Annotated in this window: 15 protein-coding genes; 10 read left to right on the forward strand and 5 right to left on the reverse strand. The window is 44.2% G+C overall.

Annotated elements, in window-relative coordinates:
- Positions 1 to 219 precede the first annotated feature (219 nt).
- The 10 genes from ACRRSY_RS17705 to ACRRSY_RS17750 all read left to right on the forward strand — a co-directional run bounded on the left by ACRRSY_RS17705 (position 220) and on the right by ACRRSY_RS17750 (position 11,203).
- Entirely contained in the window at positions 220 to 981 is a 762-nt protein-coding gene (locus ACRRSY_RS17705; protein ID WP_432463735.1) for a DeoR family transcriptional regulator, read from the forward strand.
- A gap of 589 nt (positions 982 to 1,570) precedes the next feature.
- Positions 1,571 to 2,317 (forward strand): FadR/GntR family transcriptional regulator, encoded by a 747-nt coding sequence (locus ACRRSY_RS17710; RefSeq protein WP_432451934.1) that lies wholly within the window; start codon positions 1,571 to 1,573, stop codon positions 2,315 to 2,317.
- Between the two features lie 69 nt (positions 2,318 to 2,386).
- Positions 2,387 to 3,580 carry an ABC transporter substrate-binding protein gene (locus ACRRSY_RS17715; protein ID WP_432451933.1) on the forward strand — a complete coding sequence of 398 codons (1,194 nt, stop codon included), beginning with the start codon at positions 2,387 to 2,389 and terminating at the stop codon, positions 3,578 to 3,580.
- Between the two features lie 106 nt (positions 3,581 to 3,686).
- Complete coding sequence (locus tag ACRRSY_RS17720) at positions 3,687 to 4,499, forward strand: branched-chain amino acid ABC transporter permease (RefSeq protein WP_439033332.1); 813 nt, start codon at positions 3,687 to 3,689, stop codon at positions 4,497 to 4,499.
- Position 4,500: 1 nt separating this feature from the next.
- Positions 4,501 to 5,496, forward strand: a complete 996-nt coding sequence (locus ACRRSY_RS17725) for a branched-chain amino acid ABC transporter permease (RefSeq protein WP_432451931.1) — start codon at positions 4,501 to 4,503, stop codon at positions 5,494 to 5,496.
- Positions 5,493 to 6,254, forward strand: coding sequence for an ABC transporter ATP-binding protein (locus ACRRSY_RS17730; protein WP_432451930.1), 762 nt, complete (start codon positions 5,493 to 5,495; stop codon positions 6,252 to 6,254). The genes ACRRSY_RS17725 and ACRRSY_RS17730 overlap by 4 nt, the downstream gene beginning before the upstream one ends.
- Positions 6,247 to 6,942, forward strand: coding sequence for an ABC transporter ATP-binding protein (locus ACRRSY_RS17735; protein WP_432451929.1), 696 nt, complete (start codon positions 6,247 to 6,249; stop codon positions 6,940 to 6,942). Before ACRRSY_RS17730 ends, ACRRSY_RS17735 begins: the two co-directional genes overlap by 8 nt.
- A 21-nt stretch (positions 6,943 to 6,963) precedes the next feature.
- Positions 6,964 to 8,229, forward strand: a complete 1,266-nt coding sequence (locus ACRRSY_RS17740; RefSeq protein ID WP_432463736.1) for a Zn-dependent hydrolase — start codon at positions 6,964 to 6,966, stop codon at positions 8,227 to 8,229.
- On the forward strand, positions 8,222 to 9,631 hold the full coding sequence (locus tag ACRRSY_RS17745) for an amidase (protein ID WP_432460010.1): 1,410 nt from the start codon (positions 8,222 to 8,224) through the stop codon (positions 9,629 to 9,631). Before ACRRSY_RS17740 ends, ACRRSY_RS17745 begins: the two co-directional genes overlap by 8 nt.
- A gap of 543 nt (positions 9,632 to 10,174) precedes the next feature.
- Positions 10,175 to 11,203 (forward strand): YiiX/YebB-like N1pC/P60 family cysteine hydrolase, encoded by a 1,029-nt coding sequence (locus ACRRSY_RS17750; protein WP_432463737.1) that lies wholly within the window; start codon positions 10,175 to 10,177, stop codon positions 11,201 to 11,203.
- A gap of 92 nt (positions 11,204 to 11,295) precedes the next feature.
- Here the strand turns inward: ACRRSY_RS17750 and ACRRSY_RS17755 are convergent, their stop codons facing one another.
- The 5 genes from ACRRSY_RS17755 to ACRRSY_RS17775 form a co-directional block, all read right to left on the reverse strand.
- Positions 11,296 to 12,906 carry a hypothetical protein gene (locus ACRRSY_RS17755; RefSeq protein ID WP_432463738.1) on the reverse strand — a complete coding sequence of 537 codons (1,611 nt, stop codon included), beginning with the start codon at positions 12,904 to 12,906 and terminating at the stop codon, positions 11,296 to 11,298.
- Between the two features lie 497 nt (positions 12,907 to 13,403).
- Positions 13,404 to 15,401 carry a methyl-accepting chemotaxis protein gene (locus tag ACRRSY_RS17760; protein ID WP_432463739.1) on the reverse strand — a complete coding sequence of 666 codons (1,998 nt, stop codon included), beginning with the start codon at positions 15,399 to 15,401 and terminating at the stop codon, positions 13,404 to 13,406.
- A gap of 398 nt (positions 15,402 to 15,799) precedes the next feature.
- A complete protein-coding gene (locus ACRRSY_RS17765; protein ID WP_432451923.1) occupies positions 15,800 to 16,186 on the reverse strand; it encodes a DUF2799 domain-containing protein in 387 nt (128 codons plus the stop codon).
- 523 nt (positions 16,187 to 16,709) lie between these two features.
- Positions 16,710 to 17,123: an alternative ribosome rescue aminoacyl-tRNA hydrolase ArfB gene (gene arfB, locus ACRRSY_RS17770; protein ID WP_432451922.1), complete on the reverse strand. Its 414-nt coding sequence runs from the start codon at positions 17,121 to 17,123 to the stop codon at positions 16,710 to 16,712.
- A 241-nt stretch (positions 17,124 to 17,364) separates the two neighbouring features.
- On the reverse strand, positions 17,365 to 19,848 hold the full coding sequence (locus tag ACRRSY_RS17775) for an EAL domain-containing protein (protein WP_432463740.1): 2,484 nt from the start codon (positions 19,846 to 19,848) through the stop codon (positions 17,365 to 17,367).
- Positions 19,849 to 20,030 lie beyond the last annotated feature (182 nt).

The following is a 20,030-nucleotide window of genomic DNA, read 5'->3' on the forward strand; positions in this document are numbered from 1 at the left end:
TGTGATTATATGTTAATTAATGTGAAGAAACCTGAGATGTAACTCACAAACAGCAATATTAATATTAAATTCAGGTAAAAAAATCGCATGACCATTAACAAACCCGCTCAGCATCCGCCAAGACAATATTCTAGCTAACAATTATTAACACAACTTCACAGTTTTATCCCTTACTGTTAAGATACAAACATCACCAACTCTCATAAATAATAAATCTGAATGATCCCAGCAGAACGCCATAAGTTAATCTTGTCACTACTTTCACAGCAGCAGCTCATCAGCATTAACCAGCTGATAGAAAAATTAGATGTTTCGCATATGACAATACGAAGAGACATCGCAAAGCTAGAACAAAAAGGAAAAGTATTGTCGGTTTCCGGTGGCGTTCAACTGACTCAAAAAATCCATCAAGAGGCCTCTCACGATGCAAAAGCCACCCTGCACGCACAGGAAAAAGTCGCAATTGGCGCCCTAGCCAGCCCTCTCATTCCCAAAGCATGTACCGTCTATTTGGATGCAGGAACGACAACCCTAGAAATAGCCCATTTAATTAGTGAGCGTTCCGATTTAGTGATCGTCACCAATGATTTTGTGATTGCCAATTTTCTGATCCAGCATAGTCACAGTGAGATTTACCATACTGGCGGGCGAATTGATCGAGAAAATCAATCTTGTATTGGCAGCAAGGTAGCTGAATTTCTATCTGGTATGAATATCGATATCGCCTTTGTGTCGACGTCTTCTTGGAACTTAAAAGGAATATCCACCCCCAGTGAGCCCAAAGTCATCGTGAAAAAAGCCATCGCGCAAGCCGCGCAGAATGTCGTTTTAGTTTCTGATGCCTCAAAATACGGAAAAGTAGGCACTTTTCACGCCCTAGACATTAATCAATTCAACATCATCATTACCGATTCAAGTTTTCCACAGAGTATTCAACAAGAGTTACAAGAGAAAGGGATCACCGTGCTAACTCCGCGATAGCTGCCCATCAAGCTGACCGCTTCGCAGCCGAGGCCTCGGTTATTCACAACAATCACGCAAACTCATGTTTGAGAAGCGACGCTTAATATGCTTTGATCGACCAAACAACGGCAAGCCCCCTGCTTGGTCGCGTGCTACTCTTGCTTCAATCGAAGAGCAGCCCTTAATCACGCAGGTATTCCACATGCTGCGGTCAGCTTCACTTCAATTATCAGCAACAATCCACCAAGCAAAACCCTCCCATAAATGTTCATCAATGCACCTAATTAGTTCAATTCGATGATTTTATTTGTTTGATAGGCAACTTTCCTTCCAGCCAATTTTGTCATCTTACAAATTGATTGAATAAATCTTATTTCATATACGAATAAACAAAAAAACATAAAAATCACATAAAATTAATAACTTAAAAACATACTTGAAATTAAATCATAAGTTACACAATTATTTACCTGCTTATAAAAGCAGCATAATTCAAGTTCTCATTGGAGCTTAGGCACTCAATTTGCAGAAAACCTAACCAAGTAATTAATCATAATGATTTGTATTTAATATTTTTCACTCTGTCATGCATCTTTTGGGAGCTGAAATGACATCCGAATTCAAGAATAAAACCAAACGAAAACTATCAGACTTAATTGTCGATGAAGTAAAACGGCTGATTGTGTCTGAAGAACTCAAGCCAGGGGATCGTCTACCCAGTGAAAAAGATTTGATCGAGCAATATCAGATCTCCAAAGGAACAGTTAGAGAAGCATTAAAAGCCTTGGAAGTTGAGGGTTTGATCAAAACAAAACCAGGTCCAGGTGGCGGTGCATCACTGACTGAAGTTGGCACCGAGCCAGCCAGTAAAGCCTTGCGAAACTACCTTTACTTTCGTCACATCAGCCCAGAACAACTGTATCAAATGCGAAAACTAGTTGAGGTTGAGATAGCCGTGTCTGTGGTCGGACATTTGACGGAAGACGAACTTTCATTGCTGAGAAAGTACACCGATCAGTGCAGTAAAAAACCAAGCACAGAAGAAGAGCAGCGACTGCAGAAAATCGCCGAATTGGAATTCCACAATGTGTTAGCGGATGCTTCGCCAAATCCAGTTCTGGGATTTTTTGGACGATTTTTAAACGAATTATTGAGAGATCTCGTCGTATTAAAAAAAGCCTATTTAATCGACTACTACGCATTCACAAAGTCGAATGTTGATTATCACTACGCACTCATTAGTGCGTATGACAAACAAGATAAAACTCAGGTTCGAACCCTGATGGGGGAGCACATGTGTGAAGCAGAAATGCACTTTGTCACGCTTGACGGAGAAATTTCTAAAAAAATGTAAGGGATCTTAAATATAAATTACAAGCCATGAAACCAAGCCTTAAGGCCAACATCACCAAAGGAACTAAAGATGATTAAAAAATATTTGAAACATACTGCACTTGTATTCTCAATAGCATCCGCTTCTTGCCTTGCACTTGCCCAAGACGAAGCCGTAACAATTTATGGCGTAAAATCTCTGTCGGGAGGCTTTGCTAGTTATGGTAAGTATGCAGATATGGGGTCGAAATTAGCAGTTGAGCAATATGGAAAATTGCTTGGGCAAACACCCACTTATAAAGAGATCGACACCGAAGGTAATGCAGGGAAAGCGCTTCGTAAAGTACAAGAAGCGATTAGCCAAGATAAAGCCAAGTTTTTTGATGGCGGCACCCTATCTTCAACGTCTCTGGCACTGGGTAAGGAAATCAATAAATCTGGCGGCGTCTTTATCACGCCAGCAGGTGCTGATGAGCTAACCGGTGTCGATTGTAACGCCGCCACATTTCGTTGGTCGGTGCCAACTTACGGCGCTATCAGAGAAACCGTGATCCCTTTGTTTAAAGAGCACCCAGAAAAAAAACGGTGGTATACCATCACCCCTCAATATGTATTCGGTGAAGCGCTACTATCTAATGCAGAAGCCGTATTTGATGAACTTGGCATTGAGCATGTTGGTAATAGTTACCACTCGTTACAAGAGCAAGAATTCTCTGGCTACCTCACCAACGCAATGGCGGCTCAACCAGACGTTCTCTTATTACTAAACTTCGGCGCTCAATCCTCTAATGCCTTACGCCAAGCGATTAACTTCGGCCTAAAAAATCGAATGACCATCTTAGTCACTTGGTCATCAGGCTTAGATCAATTCCAAGAACTCGGTGCTGATATCACAGAAAATGTCTACTTCGGCGCACAGTATTGGCACACCGTTGACACCCCATTCAATGCAGCCCTAGTCAAGCAAGTTAAAGATGCATATGGTATCACCCCCAACTACCCATTAGCGGCCGATTACACCAGTACCAAACTTCTGTTAGATGCCATTGCAGATGCAGGCTCAACCGAACCGAGTGCTGTCATCAAGGCTTTAGAGGGCAAGTCTTATGCGGGCCCAACTGGAACCGAAACCGTTCGAGCCGCCGATCACCAAGTCTTGAAAAACTACTACCTATTAAAAGGTAAAGCCGCTTCAGAAATGAAAAATGCAGATGATTTTGCAGACATTATCAGCTATGGACAGTCTTTCCCTGACCAATCATCGCTCAAGTGCAAAGCTCTTTAAAAGTTCCACGCCACTTTGCTCAATTGACGAAGTGGCGCGTCAATATTGTTAGAGGTGAATTATGAACCTGTATTTATTTCAGGCAGTAAATGGGATAGGGCTTGGAATGATTTATTTCCTCTTCTCGGTAGGGCTTACTATCATTTTTGGGCTACTTAACTTTGTGAACTTTGCTCACGGTGCTTTTTATCTTCTGGGAGCATACCTGAGCTATACCGCCGTCGCAGTAACTGGAAATTACTGGCTGGCACTGGTTGCCGTCCCCATTTGTATCGCACTCATTGCCTGGGCATGTGAAAGAACCTTGATCAAAAGGGTCTACCATCTTCCACACACCTATCAAATTCTAGTGACTTTAGGCGTTGCCCTCATCATTCAAGAGCTCTGTATTTCAATATGGGGACCAATAGGGAAGCACGTTGCGCCTCCTGATTCTCTGAAAGGTGTATTTCAAATCGGAGACTTCTTCTATCCAGAATATCGACTCTTTGTGATTGCTTTTTCGGCTGTGGTTGCGATTCTGGTTTGGCTATTACTAGATAAAACCAAATTTGGCGCACTAGTGCGAGCCGGCAGTGAAGACGCTGAAACCGTTTCACTATTAGGAACCCATACCCATCGCTTATTCTCAATTACCTTTGCCTTAGGAGTCGGTCTTGCAGGTCTTGCTGGCGTACTCGCAGCCCCCATTAGAGGCGTAAGTCCATTTGTAGGGCCAGAAGTTCTTGGCATTGCATTCGTGGTGGTCGTCATTGGAGGAATGGGTTCTTTCACTGGCGCGTTAGTGGGCGGGTTATTGGTTGGTTTGGTACAAAGTCTAATGACCACCATTTGGCCGCAAGGTGCCAGCTTAATGATTTATGGCGCGATGGCAGTGGTCATTTTATTGCGTCCTTACGGATTATTCGGGAGAGCATAAGATGAATACGAAGACTTCTATTTTTGGCGGAATAACCATCCTAGCCTTAGCATTGATTGTGTTAATGCCGATATTACTTCCTTCCATCACACTCGCAACAGAGATTCTAATATTTGCTCTCGCCGCATTAGCCTGCAACCTTCTTCTAGGTTATACCGGCCTCTTGTCATTCGGACAGGGGATCTTTTTTGGCGGCGGCGCTTATAGCGCTTCATTAGTCATGATCCATCTAAATTTTGGATTAATAGCAGCCCTAGCCACGGCCATTTTGATTGGTGCATCACTGGCTCTAATCGTTGGCGCTTTGTCGATCAGAAGAACTGGGATTTACTTTGTCATGCTTACGCTGGCCTTCACTCAGATGGCATATTTCTTAGCCTATACATTTAGTCAATGGACTGGCGGTGATAACGGGCTACTCGATGTACCTCGGCCTGCGCTCGCAATCTTTGGAATGACAATCAGCGATCTACAGAGCAGCGAAGCATTTTATGTTTTTGTCGCAAGCCTTTTTGTGATTGTGTTTGTGTTTGCCCGAAGAGTGATCCATTCGCCCTTTGGAACAACCCTTGTGGCAATTCGAGAAAACGAAGGCCGCTCTTCGGCGGTCGGCTTCTCAACCAACCATTTCAAGCTAATGGCCTTTGTCATTTCGGGGGCGATAACCGGCCTTGCTGGGGCTCTCTACGCGCTTCTTTTAAACTTCGCCCCGCTGTCAAACATTGAATTAGCCATGTCAGAAAACATCATGATTATGACCATCATCGGAGGAACCGGCTCATTACTCGGTTCCATTCTGGGGGCTGGCTCAATTGTCTTGATAGGAGATCTACTCTCATCGATATGGCCGAGGTGGATGATGATCTTGGGAGCTGCATTGATCGCGGTCGTATTGTTCCTTCCTGAGGGTTTGTGGGGGGGGCTAAGGTCTTTAAGTTCCAAATTATTGGTATCTAAAAAATCCAAGCAAGAGGCTATTTCCGAGGTGACCAAATGAACTCAAGTTACTTATTAGAAACCTCTAAATTAGGCTTAGATTATGGGGCATTTTCTGCGGTAGGAAGTGTTGATTTAAAGATCAAGAAAGGCTCAATTCATACGGTGATCGGCCCAAATGGTGCCGGAAAAACCTCATTATTTCATTGCTTAACTGGCGAACGAAAACCAACCCGTGGAAAGATCTTTTTTAATGGCGAAGATTTGACTTATCTTGCGGCACATAAACGAGTATCGAAAGGGATGTCTCGCTCGTTTCAGGTAACCAGTCTCTTCCAAAACTTAGATGTACGTGAAAATTTACGTATCGCCGCTCAGGGTCGAGACGGCCTTAGTGCGCTCAAGTTTTGGGTTCCTGAAACCGCCAACCACAAGCATTTGCTAAAAGCCGATGAAGTGATGGAAAGAATTCAATTAGATAAGTGGGCTGACAAACTGGCCGGTGAGTTATCACATGGACAACAACGAATACTGGAAGTTGGTATGGCACTCTGCGGATCCCCATCATTACTATTGCTTGATGAACCGACCTCAGGAATGGGCGTTGATGATATCCCAATGATGACCGGCTTAATTTCAGAACTAGGCAAAGATCATACGGTCATGCTGATTGAGCATAATATGCGACTCGTGATGTCTATTTCCGACCGGATCACCGTGATGCACCAAGGCAATATTTTAATCGAAGGCTCTCCTGAAGAAGTCAAAGGGGATGAATTGGTTAAAAAAGCATACTTAGGAGAAAGTGGCAATGAGTAGATTAGTGATCAACAACCTGCACTCTTTTTACGGTAAAAGCCATATTTTAAACGGAATTGACTTGGCGATTGAGTCTGGTGAAATTGTGACACTGCTGGGACGAAACGGTGCCGGCAAAACCACCACCCTAAAAACTATCGTGAGTATCGTTAAAGCGCAACAAGGAGAAGTGCTATTAGATGAGGAAAACCTTGTTGGTAAAGAAATATACGAAATCGCACGACGCGGGATTGCTTTAGTACCGGAGCACAGAGGCATTTTTGGCATTCTTTCCGTTGAAGAGAACCTCAAAATTGCAATCAACAAGCGTAGTCCCTGGAGTCTTGAAGACATTTATCAAATGTTCCCACGCCTCAAAGAACGCAGAAAGAACGGTGGCAACGCCCTATCTGGGGGTGAACAACAAATGCTCGCGATCGCGCGAGCTTTAGTCAATGCCCCAAAATTTCTGCTACTTGACGAACCAACAGAGGGTCTCGCCCCCGTCATCGTTGATGAAATCATCCGGATCCTCGCTCAGATTCGCGCTGCTGGTGTTGGCGTGCTGCTGGTTGAGCAAAATTTATCGGTATGCGAGAAGTTAGCCGACAAACACTACGTGATCGAGCTTGGTGAAATTGTTTACCAAGGCTCTCAAACAGAATTTAGCAAACAAGACGAGATTAAAAATCGATATCTTGCGGTTTAGTGGAAGAAACGCTGTATGCAAATGAATAAACGATCACCTAGCTTAGGGAAGATCAAGGTAAACACCGAACGTCTTTGGGACAGTTTGATGACCCATGGGCAAATTGGCCATACCCTAAAAGGTGGCTTAAATCGCTTGGCGCTAACCGAGCGAGACAAACAAGGCAGAGACTTATTTAAGAAGTGGTGTGAAGACGCGGGCTGTACCGTTTTAATCGATGAGATCGGTAATATTTTTGCACGAAGAGCTGGTCAAAACAATCATCTCCCCCCTGTCATGACAGGTTCCCACATTGATACCCAACCGACTGGTGGTAAGTTTGATGGCTGCTTTGGTGTGATGGCTGGTTTAGAAGCAATACGTACCTTGAACGCCCTGAACATACAAACGATTGCTCCGATCGAAGTTGTCGCATGGACCAACGAAGAAGGCTCAAGATTTCCGCCATGCATGATGGGATCTGGTGTATTTACTGGAAAAATTTCACTCGACGAAGCGCTATCCACAAAAGATGATGCTGGGATCTCAGTGCAAGATGCGCTCAATCAAATTGATTATAACGGTAACAAAAGCCATCTTGGCCATAAAGTCACCGCTTATTACGAGGCACACATCGAGCAAGGTCCAGTACTGGAAGAACAGCAGAAACAGATCGGCGTTGTGGTTGGAGCCCTTGGCCAAAAGTGGTTTGATATAGAAATAACGGGCATAGAAGCTCACGCAGGCCCAACCCCCATGCACCTTCGAAAAGATGCCGCCGTTGCTGGTGCTGAATTACTCCAATTTATACATCAAATAGCCCTGCAAAATTCGCCTCATGGCCGAGGAACAGTTGGCTGTTTTGAGATATTTCCAAGCTCTCGCAATGTGATTCCTGGTCGTGTAAAAATGACGGCCGATCTCAGACACTTAGATTCAATAGTACTCGAAGCAATGACCCAAGACTTATACCGCAAAGTGGATACCTTGGCTCAAAAATACGGCCTTCAAATAAACATAAGCGCAACAGCCAATTTTCCTCCCATCTCCTTTGACAGCCAATGTATCGATCAAGTAAGAACTGCGGCCACCGACTTAGGATACCCGAATATGGATATTGTTAGTGGTGCGGGACATGACGCTATTTTTATGGCCGACGTGACGTCTGCCGGAATGATTTTCGTCCCTTGTGAGGGAGGGATAAGTCATAATGAACTCGAGAGAGCAAAGGCAGAAGACCTTGGTGCAGGAGCCTCTGTGCTACTGAATGTTCTATTATCTGCTGCTGGGGTCTTCGAAAATGACTAATTCCAAACATACTCATGTAGCAGACATGACAGCGGTCGAACTCAGCCAGCTGTTCCAATCCAAAGCACTTTCTCCGGTTGAAGCGACTCAAGCTTCACTGGAACGGATTGAGCAGTGTAACGCTTCGGTTAATGCATACTGCTTTATTGCTGAGCAGGATGCGCTCAAGGCTGCAAAACAATCTGAAGCACGTTGGTTTAAAGGAGCCCCACTCAGCAAAATTGATGGTATACCTAGCTCTATCAAAGACTTAACCTCTGTCGCTAAATGGCCGATCCGTAGCGGCTCATTGACCAGTTCTGAAGACTTGGCTGTCGTCGATGCTCCGTTTACTCAAAAGATGAGACAGGCTGGCGCGGTGATACTTGGTAAAACAACCACCCCCGAGTTCGGCTGGAAAGGCGTAACCGATAGTCGACTGACCGGTATCACCAGAAACCCTTGGAAAACAACTCAAACCTCTGGAGGATCTTCTGGTGGTGCTGCTGTCGCAGCAGCTTTAAACATGGGGGTTCTACACCAGGCCAGTGATGCTGGAGGCTCGATACGGATCCCCGCTTCCTTCTGCGGAGTATTTGGTATAAAACCGACATTTGGTTACATACCTCAATGGCCCGCAAGCGCGATGACAACTCTTTCTCACCTCGGACCAATCACCAGAACGGTTCAAGACAGCTTGTTAATGATGGATATCGTCGCGACCCCCGACATCAGGGATTGGTACTCAAACAGTGTTTTTAGCGGGACTTGGAGCGATGCCAATAAATGGCCTCTCGATGGCATCAAAATAGCCTACAGTCCAACGCTTGGCTACGTCGATGTTGATCCCCTGATACTCAAACTAATTGATGTTGCTGTCACATCACTTGAGCAACTGGGCGCAAAGGTGGAGCGAGTCACACCCAACTTCCAAGATCCCATCGATACTTTTTCAACTCTTTGGTTTGCTGGGGCTGCGAAAGTAATCTCTGGCTTCAGTCAAAAACAACGCGAATTGCTCGACCCAGGTTTTCTCAAGATTGGTGAACAGGGGAGTAAGATTGACATCGTCGACTATATGAAGGCTGTCGATCAACGAGCCGAATTAGGACGCACCATGCAGGCCTTTCATTCAAACTACGACATTTTAATCACCCCAACTCTGCCTCGTACGGCCTTTGAAGCAGGCCAAAACACCGAGACTCAACAGCAAAAACACTGGATGGATTGGACGCCATTTTCTTACCCCTTTAATCTCACGCAGCAACCCGCATTGTCGATTCCCTGCGGTCAAGTCAACGGATTACCTGTAGGACTTCAAATTGTCGCGGATAGAGGGAATGACTTAATGGCCATAAACATCGCAAAACATATTGAAGATTTAATTCCCACTCAATTTTTGGATGCTCCTAGAATTGCTTGATCTTAGCAAATGGTTAGTTGGATAATTTTTCAAGCTATCTGCATCAAGACAAAGCCGATTGATGACCTCATTCGATATCAATCGGCAATAATGCTGTAGAAATGCGCCACAAATACCAGCCAAAGGGCTCCCAAAAAATTGGGCTATGCCCTCTATAGCCTGCCACAGCGCTATCCCCCTATCACTTGCATCACCAAAATTAATGGCAAGTAAGGTAAAGCGATATCCAAATACAATGAAGCCATTGGATTGTCAGCTACGCCGCAACAAATCCCCCTAAGAACCAAGAGAGTACTTTCCGTAATACAAAAGATTTCCAGATATTGCGTGCTCAACATGAGATTGCTCGGCCAAGCACAGCTAGCTCAACACGCCCAGCACTGATTCAGATCATATTTTAGGCGCAAAGTTCGAAATTTAATCTACTGATTAATCGCCCATTATATGTTAGCTTTTAAATTATCAATTGAGTTATGTTGGGGAAGTCCCTGAACAATAGAGGATTTTCCCCTCCTGATGAGCTTTTAGTTTAGAGGGTGGTGCATGTATCTCTTAAATAGGGAAAGATTAAAACAAGGGGATATTATTCTTACTTGTTCCGACAAAAAACCAAGTAAAACCATACGAACCTTAACGAGGTCGGCGTATTCACATGTCATATTATATGTCGGTGAATCTAGCTATATTCATTCTGATCCTGAAGGGGTGCATTCCGGAAATTTACAACGGATGATTTTGGAACAACCTGAATATGTCCAGGTGGTAAGAGTTAACGATCCTCAGCCCATCAAGAAAGCCATTGAATTTGCTCGACTACAAGTTGGCTCATCCTATTCAAGATTAAGTGCTGTGAATGCGGGCGCAAAATTTTTTTCCAAACTAGAAACCAAAAAGCAGTTTTGTTCTCGTTTGGTGGCTAAGTCTTATGAATACGCGGGTTTGGCGTTAGTTGCCAATAGTGATACTTGCCTCCCTCAGGATCTCGCTGATTCACAGCGTGTCTCGGTGATTAAAGACTGCATATACCAAGCAAGTAAAGAAGAAATTGATTTTGCATTAAGTTTTAACCCAATTAACAAGCAAACTGAAATTACCAATGACATTCTAAAGTCTGTCAGAAAGATAATGGGGAATAAGATTCAGTCATTAGCAGACATCACATCCAGGCTGATTAAAGAACCACATTTTGACCAACAAGTCACCGAGATATATGCCTGTTCAGGCTATCTTGATATGTGGCGTTACGAAAAAGAGAGAAATGCCTGGCGCTACAACGCAAACTCATTCATGGAACTGCGATTAACCAAGCAAGAGATTATTAGACGAGCATATAAAGAACTTGAAGTCGCAGAAAGCTTATTAGCATTGTATAAAAATAACCTTGAGCAATATTTTTATATTAAGGAACAATATAAATTAAAATATGCCGAACAGCAGTTCAATTTGTATCGGCAATTAGTCGAAAACGCATTAAATCATAAGATGACAGCCGAAGCCGTGATAAAAAAGAGCTTTTCAACACCGCGCTCAGAAAATTTTGTTGCAACGACTCAGGCATTTTTATTGAGCTAAGCCAGACCTTTATACAGAGTGCATTCATTATGGCTCAATAAGCAGTGTAAGCCTTAATCCGAAGCCCATACCGCGATACACGAGATTGAGTATTAGACCTTTCCTTTGCTCGCCGAATGATTCAATAAACGATTTAATTTGCTATTCGCATCGCTCAAACTCGCAATATCTTGGTTGGCTTCTTTCACCTCCCGTTGTAACTGAGCATTCAGCAAATCGGCAGCGTTCAACTGCTCGGTAAGCACGTTCAACTTGCCTGGAAAAGTACTATTTTCTATCTGCGCATCAAGCAACTGTTCTTCCAGTTGACTTAACGCTAACTTTGTTAAGCGATGACCCTGTTGTTCTTTACCAAACTTAGCCTGTAAATGACCCAACTGTTGCTGAAGTTCTGTCTGCTGTTGTTCAGTCTGCCGTTGACGCTCGTTCTCCGCCATATCCTGGCTCAACTGGAGCTGAGACTTCGCTGCTGCAAGCTGGGTTTTTAACTGGCTCAGTTCAGCCGTATTGTCCAAATATTTAGACTCTAGTTGAGCGACATGCTGCTGAAGCCTTACTTCTGTTTGCTGATATTGCTCAAGTTCCGGTAAGACTTGTGCTAGCTGATTTTTCAGCGATTGGCGACGCTCGACTAAAGCTTGCCTCTCCGCCTCTTGTTGAGTCAATTTAGCGACGTACTCTTGCAACTGTTGTTGTAAACGCTCTATTTGCTGAGCAGCAGCGTGCTTGCCCTGCTCTAAAATAGTCAGCTGCTCACGTAACACGGTTTCGCTCTCAATCGCCACTTGCTCCCGCTGAACCTGCTGCGCGGTCTGTTGACTTAACTGCTCAGCCAAAGACTGACATTGTAGCTCTAATCGCTCAATCTGAGACTGTTGTAAGGCCTTACTGCTAGCTAAGTGCTGGTTATGTTGTTCCAACTGTTGACAACGTGTCGCAAGTTCGCGAGCTTGATGACTCAATTCACTTTGAGCCTCTCCCCGCAACTTGCCCTGCGCCAACTCTTGTTCGAGCGCTTCTCGGCTGGCTTGTAGTTGCTGACGTAAATGCTGCTCATGCTCTGATTGCTCTAAGGCGGCCTCTTCTTCAAGCTGTTGATAAGCTTCAAGCTGGCTTTGTACTTGCTGTAAGTTTTGGCTTAAGGCCTGATTTTCAGCACTCAAACTGGCATGTTGTTGCTGCGCCTGCATTTGCGCTTGTTCTGCCTCTTCCAAACTTGCCTTGAGCAACTGTTGCTGCTGCTTGGATTGATCAACTTCAGTCTGTAGTTCACTGGTTTTCTCAACCGCTCCTGCTAACTGAGTACGTAAGCCAATCATGTCAGCTTCCAAAGTCTGATACTTAGTGGCTTGTTCGCCTAATTGCTGCTGATGTTGGGCCATTAACTCAAGCCGCCCAGAATCCCAAGACTGTTGTTTTTCTTGCGTCAATCTATCAACCCGCGCCTCGATAGATTGATTGAGCTGGACAAACCATTGATTCAGAGAATCGGCAAAGCCATTGGGTAAGGCGGCGATGGCATGCTGCTGACGATACATTTTATTGAGCTGCTGATGTGTGGCAGTGATCGCTAGCTCAAGCTGCTCTTGGCTAAAGCTTGCGTCTGTATGTTGACTGAGATACTCGGCGAAGGATGACGAGTCTAATGTGCCACCTTCGATCATCAACTGACAAGCTAGAGAGTGTAACTGTTTGCCATCCATGCTATTCCTCGAGCCTCCTGAGCCAGAGACTTATTGCCATCAACTCATATAACAAACTATAAAAATCAAAGGATATGCCGATATAATTATTGACGCCCAATACTACGTATATCAGCAGACCAAAATTAATTATTCAAATCCGCCGAAAATAAGTTGTAAGCAATCAGATGAATCAAACTATCTTGAGGCAAATTGAATTAGAGGGAGAACTATAGCAATGCTTAAATTGGCGAAGCAATGAGCAATATTTAAAAAAGTTATGACTATCAAACTATTATTATAAAGTTGTTCCAGCGATCAGACTTAAGTCCACTATCGTTTCACCTTACACAAGGTAAGTCACTTCAGCCAGAGAGCTTGCTTAGCGGAAATAAAGAGAGGGCAAGCCTTAAGCCCTCAGTAAGCAATGCACTAACCGCTGGGGGAGCGTTTATCATGACTTCGCTGTTTAAACGAACGACTCCATCAATATATGCAGTCGCTCTTAAACAACCAAACTAAGACGCGGCGTCTAAGGTAAAGGTTGCTAGCTGACCAAGTTGTCGTGCCGACTGCGCTTTAAGGGCATGGCTGGCATCTTCGCTGGTTTGAGCATCGCGGTTAGCTAACTCAGCCAATTCGACAATTTTGCTCACGTTGCTGGCAACCCGAGTCGCTACCGTGAGTTTCTCTTCCGCAGTTCTGGCTATATCTTGACTACGTTCGCTAATTTGGCTCAGTAATTCGGCGATTGATTGTAACTGTTGGTCACTTTGCTCGGCCTGCACCATACAACTATCAACCATGGTTTCACCTTGCTGCATCAACTTGGCTGCTGACTCAGCACCTTTTTGCAAGGTATCAATTACTTGAAAAATTTCGACCGTGGAGTTTTGCGTCCGACTCGCAAGACTTCGAACTTCATCGGCAACCACCGCAAAACCGCGACCTTGCTCTCCCGCTCTGGCGGCTTCTATCGCGGCATTTAAGGCTAATAAATTGGTTTGTTCAGCAATCCCTTGAATAACATCCAAAATAGAACTAATGCCATCAGATTGCTGTTTAAGATCAATCACCTGAGAACTCGCTTGAGTAATGGTTGATTGCAATTGATTGGTGGTCTCGCGAGTACTTTGCGCCGCAACCCGCCCTTGCTCGGTTAAAGCCGATACCGCGCTGATTTCATCTCGTGAAACGTTAGCTTGCTGCGACACATCTTGCACACCAACTTCCATCAAAGTGACGGCTTCCGCGACCAGATCGGTTTGCTGTTGTTGGTCACGGATCAAACCACGAGTATGCTGGCTTGCCGCTAAGCCTTGCTGTGCACTCCCCTCTAATTGTGAGGCATTACTAACCATCGCTTCAATGGTTTGACTAAGCTGCGCGGTAAGCGTATTCAGTTGGTTAGCAATTTGCCCAAACTCGTCATTACGCTGTAACTTGACTCGCTGGCTAAAATCACCGTCAACCAAACGTTTCATTTGATCCAAGGTTCGTTTCAAGGGCAATCGAATACTTCGAGTCACACTCCAGGCAACCACTAAGGCAATCACCAACGAAACTGCAATCGCGGCCAGCATCTGCAAGGTTGCCATATAAGTACTTTGACGAGCCTGCTCACTCGCAGAATGAATGATCGATGAAACCTGCTGATTAATACTGTCCAACATCGCTAAGGCGGTGTCGGTTTGTTGATTTAATTGCGCTAAATTAAGTTGTTGCTGATGTTGTAATTGACTAATGCTAGCGACCACTGCAAATAGGCCCTGTTCACTAAAAGATTTAGCTAATAAATCGAAATAAGCATCTAAGTCACCGGCGCTCACCGGATCATCTTTTTTCAACTGTTCACGCTTGCTTAGCATTGAATCATAGTAGGTATGAATCACGCCTAACAAACGTTGACTATCTTCTGCAGTTTGCGCCGTAAACACATTATTCACCGTGCGGCTCAAACCCATCCCATCACCTAAGATCCCCTTGGCAATCCATTGAGCGCCATCTTCAACACTATCAACTAAGAGTTCTGCATCATCTTTAAAATAAACCCATTCTTGATTATAGTGTTTGCGTAAGCCTGCTAATTTTTCAGTACTGGCTAACCACTGGTGACGCGTTTCGAGTTGTTGCGCCGAAGTGCTGCTAATCAGCTGTTGTTGCTTAGCTAATTCCGAGAGGCCTTCGCTCAATTGCGCATCATCACGTCCCAGCTCTAGTAATTGTTGAAAACTATTTAGATACTGCTGACTAAGCGACGCTAACTTGGTTTCTAAGTCGCTGAGTTCGGAGGCTTGCTTTTTTCCACTATGTAAACCAACCATCCGCGCAGAATTAAGCAATAAGCCCGACAATTGATTAGCGCGCTCGGTCATCGGCGTAAGCTGCTCAACGGTTCTTTTCAGCTGCGCTTCGACACCTCGCATATTGATTTGGCCAATCACAGCCATAACCACTAATAATAGCAACAAGACAGCAAATCCTAACAAGGTTCGCATCACTACCGATAAATTCATTTCCATCATTCCTTGTACCCACAACTCGGCCGAGCCGTTCCATTATCTAGCGTTTTCTGCCGTACTTTTTAAGCACATAAGAAAGCTCGTATCAAATACATATCACAAAACCGAGTAAAAGATCGAGAAAAAATACCAATTATGTAGAAATATTCAGACTAATAAGCTACGGGTTAAGAATAATTGTGCTGTTATTGCGGCTTGGATTTAGCACCTTCGAGTTGCTTAAACTTTGTGAGAAGAGAGCTTTAGTCGGCATGACCTGATAGTCCTATGATGACTCGACAGTGTAGATAAACAGCTTAAGTACTTTATCCTGCAGATTCGAGAGATACAAAAAAGATCGCGACTGCGATCTTTTTTTGGGGGCTATAACTGCACCATAAACCATGTGCTGATTAATCGCTAAACATGCCCATAACCTCTTCCATTTGCTCATAATCGTACAGCCCTGCTTGCCAGCTAAGTACCAATTCATCTTCATTGCTAAAGTTTACGCATTCTCCACGATAAGACTGACCTGAATTTCCAGCCTGATAGGCAGTATCAACGGAACAAAACTGCGTTAATCCTTCGCTATAACCTAATTTGTAACTGGCAACTTGATCTTGGCTCAAAGCTTTGAGTTGACTTAACTCAATGCTGGTACGTTGATGGTGACCATTCTGTCCGTCAAGAACACCCACTTCTTGCCACTGCTCTTGTTGCACCAAATTACTTAGCGATGCAGCATTAACTGAAGCGGCGATGACGAAACTAAATACGATAAAAATAGACCTAAACATGTGAACCTCCTTGGTGGCTCTGGGTAATCAAACTTCACCTTAAATATAAGACTGCCAGAACCAATAAGTAAGCGACTTTACAAAGCTTTAAGCGCCCTTTACAGTGGTTTACAAATTTTGAAACAGCGCCGTTTACTGAGCTAGAAAACAAATGAGAATTCAGTTTTAAACGCCACCAAAGACCATGAAAAAATGTTCTTTTTTTAATGGGTTTATTCTGCGTTCGGTGGTTCATTAAGACAAAGCTTATAAGATGAAAGGTCACATCCATACGCGATTAGTGGGGTCGAAGACTTGGTCTCCATATGTTTGACTCTTTTTCTTTACCAGCAAGAAACCGTTGTATTTGCTTCACATTCAAAGTCATTCTGACTAGATAAAGGCAAACATCCGCAAACAAGGCAAAACCGGACTGCAAAAATGCTGCGGCATTTCAAACAGAACCAAAGCCATGATGAAATGATAGATGCAAAACAAATCATATGAATCAGCGCAGGGCTGCACCGATCAGAACAAGCGCAACTTAATAATTGATTTTCCCTCGCATTTGCTTGGTTTGACCACGCTGAGTCTTCTGATCCATCCGCCGACGTTTTGAGCCCAAGGTTGCTCTGGTGGGGCGACGTTTCTTTTGTACCACTGTCGCATCAAGGATCAGTTCTTTTAAACGTTGTAAGGCTTCTTCCTTATTTCGCTCCAAGGTACGATGGGTTTGTGCCTTAATGATAATGACCCCATCTTTGGTAATCCGTTGATCAGATAACTTTAACAAACGTTCTTTATAGAAATCAGGCAAGCTTGAACGCTTAATATCAAACCTTAAATGGGCAGCACTAGAGACTTTATTAACATTTTGACCTCCAGCGCCTTGAGCTCTGATAGCGGTAAATTCCAATTCCCAATCGGCCAAGCTTAGCTTATTAGATAATTCCAGCATTTCTGATTAAACCATTCCTAAAGAGTATTAATCGGGCTCAAAGTCAATTTAACTTGGGCGATTAATGATGACGCGGATAAATGTGTAATCGCGACAGCTGTCGCGCAGACTAGCACTCTAAGTCTATCACTCGCAACCACCTCGTTATGCCAACAACAGCCATTTAAGGCCTAATTGGTACTCGTATTCCGAGAAACAGAGAATATGCGGGTTAAAGTAAAGTGTATCCCAGTTTAAAATGTCACTCACGAGCGCCACCGTCATGAACCAGGCCATATGACTCACTCGCTAAGGGTAACACTCGAGATGAAGATTTGAGCAGCAATTCAAAACTCTCTTGGCTTAAGGGCTTAGAAAACCAATAACCTTGAGCATAATCACAACCCTCGTTCGCTAACAACTGATACTGATTTTCAGTCTCGATCCCTTCAGCGATCACTTTAATGCCCAATTTATGAGCCATCACTATAATCGCTTTACAAACACTCAAATCATCACTCTCTAAACTCAAGTTTTTAATAAACATACGATCGATTTTTAAATAATCGATGGCAAACTTTTGCAAGTAAGCCAAGGACGAATAGCCCGTACCAAAGTCATCTAGTGCCACTTCAATACCAGCCTTGCTTAAGGTGAGTAATTTTTCGTTAACGGTGGGGCTATTATTCATCAGTAAACCTTCAGTGATTTCCATCACTACCGCACTACTCGACAACCCAGCCTCGCTCAGCTCATTGAGCCAAGCATTCACATCACAGCCGCTCTCAAAATACTGCTTGGGGGAGGTATTTATACTCAATTGCACCGCGGGTAAGCCTAATTCTTGCCAACGTTGTAATTGCGCGACTGCACAACTAAATACCCAGTTGCCAATATCTACGACAACTCCAGTTTCTTCTGCAACCTGAATAAAATCATCAGGGCTTATCCAGCCTTGACTTGGGTGTAACCAACGCACCAACACTTCGGCTTTGACTAACTGATGATTGCTTAAATCGACGATGGGCTGAAAACGTAAATGCAACTGTTGTTTGACCAGCGCCATTCGTAAGTCGTTCACCAACAAGCGTCGCAGTTGTGCCTGCTCCTGTAAAGATGCTGTGAAATAGCTGAGACGGTTACGCCCTTGCTTTTTGGCGACATACATCGCTTGATCAGCATGTTTTAGCAAGTCATCGATTGTATCTCCATCCTTAGGAGCAAAGGCAACCCCAATACTTGTCGAGATGTAGACTCGTTCAATTCCAAGTTGAAACGGCGTACTCAGCGTTTTTAAGAGTAACTCACCCAAATTCGTGACTCGCTGCTCGCGACCACTGTCAGTGAGTAAAAGGATAAACTCATCCCCCCCCAACCGAGCCACATGTTCACCTTCGCCAATACAATGTTGGATCCGCTGAGCCGCTATTTGCAATAGCATATCGCCCATATCATGACCAAGGGTATCGTTAATCCCCTTAAACTGATCCAAATCTAACAACATTAAACAAACAGACTCTTGCTGACGACGATTAGCCAAGGCGTCACTGAGTAAACGATTAAGCATGCGCCGATTTGGCAGTTTCGTCAGCGCATCAAAATTGGCTTGTTGCCATATTCTCTGCTCCGCTTTTTTGCGAACCTGCACCTCTTTACTCAGGGCTTCGGTACGTTGCTTCACCCGCTGCTCAAGCAACATTCGACTCGTGTACACTTCACTCGCCATAGCATTAAATTTAACCAGTAAGGCTTCTATTTCGGTTGGCATAAAACGTCGATTAACATTCACATACTTCCCCATTTCTCCATGAGAGATGCCTTGAGCAGCTTCCACAACTTGGCAAATGGGACGGATCAACATACAAGCTAAATACCAACTCACCATCCCCACCACAAATACACATAGCAGCGACAACCAAAAGGTAAACTGCTTTAGCTGGTGAGAAGATAAGAGCAATTCAGAAACAGGCTGCACCACCAATACTCCCCAGCCTGTCTCTGCAACTTTAGCAAATCCAGCGACCATTTCTGTTTGCAAATTAGGGGAATAAAACTGACTCAGCCCATCGCGGTGATGTTTAAGCATGATCACCGGCGCTAAACTCGATAAATCTTTAGCGCGTTGCCACCATTGAGCATTAGGGTGCGCCAATACGCGACCATTTTGGTCGACTAAAATCGCATAACCTTGTTGTTCAAAGCTTATCTCAGCTTGGCTTTGCACTAAAAACTCAGTACTTTGCGCCCCGATCAGAAAGCGATCTTCACCTTGATAAATCACCATGAAGATAGTGGCTTGCGGTAATCCTTCGGTCACCACCGCACTATATGCAACTCGAGTCTTATCAGTCCTCGCCTGCGCCATTGCAGCGCGCAGTTGCAACGGTACGTCATCAAAGATATTCAGCGCTTGATCCGCATAAAAAAAACGCTGCCCACGGCTCATCTGCCACTCAAATAAGGCATAGATATTGGCTTGACGTAGCAAAGTAGAAAACGCTTGGGGGAAAGGCTGAGAAATGATTTGCTGATTGACAGCACTCAGCATTGCTGCGCTGTCATTGACATAGCGCGACAAGTTAAAACTAGTCGTCTTGGCCAGCAGTCGATGTTTTTGTTGCACACTTGCGATGTCACTTTGTTGAATTCGATGTTGTAACCAAGAACTCACGATCAAAGTCGGCAGCAAAGCCGCCATCATACAAATAATAAACAAAATATATTTGAGGGAAATCCGCCGAGTCATCCATGCCAGCCAGAAATATGCTAATTAAGTTTAACTCTACATCATATTCAGCAAGATGCGACAACTAAAGTTGTGGCCAATTTCAGAACTCATCATAATTCGAGTCAATATCCAATGGATCAGCAGACATCGACCCCAGCAATTGAAAATGTAGCCCCCCATAATGGCTCCAATCATGCAGA

It is taken from the genome of Agarivorans sp. QJM3NY_33 (genome assembly GCF_050870865.2).
Lineage (GTDB): Bacteria > Pseudomonadota > Gammaproteobacteria > Enterobacterales > Celerinatantimonadaceae > Agarivorans.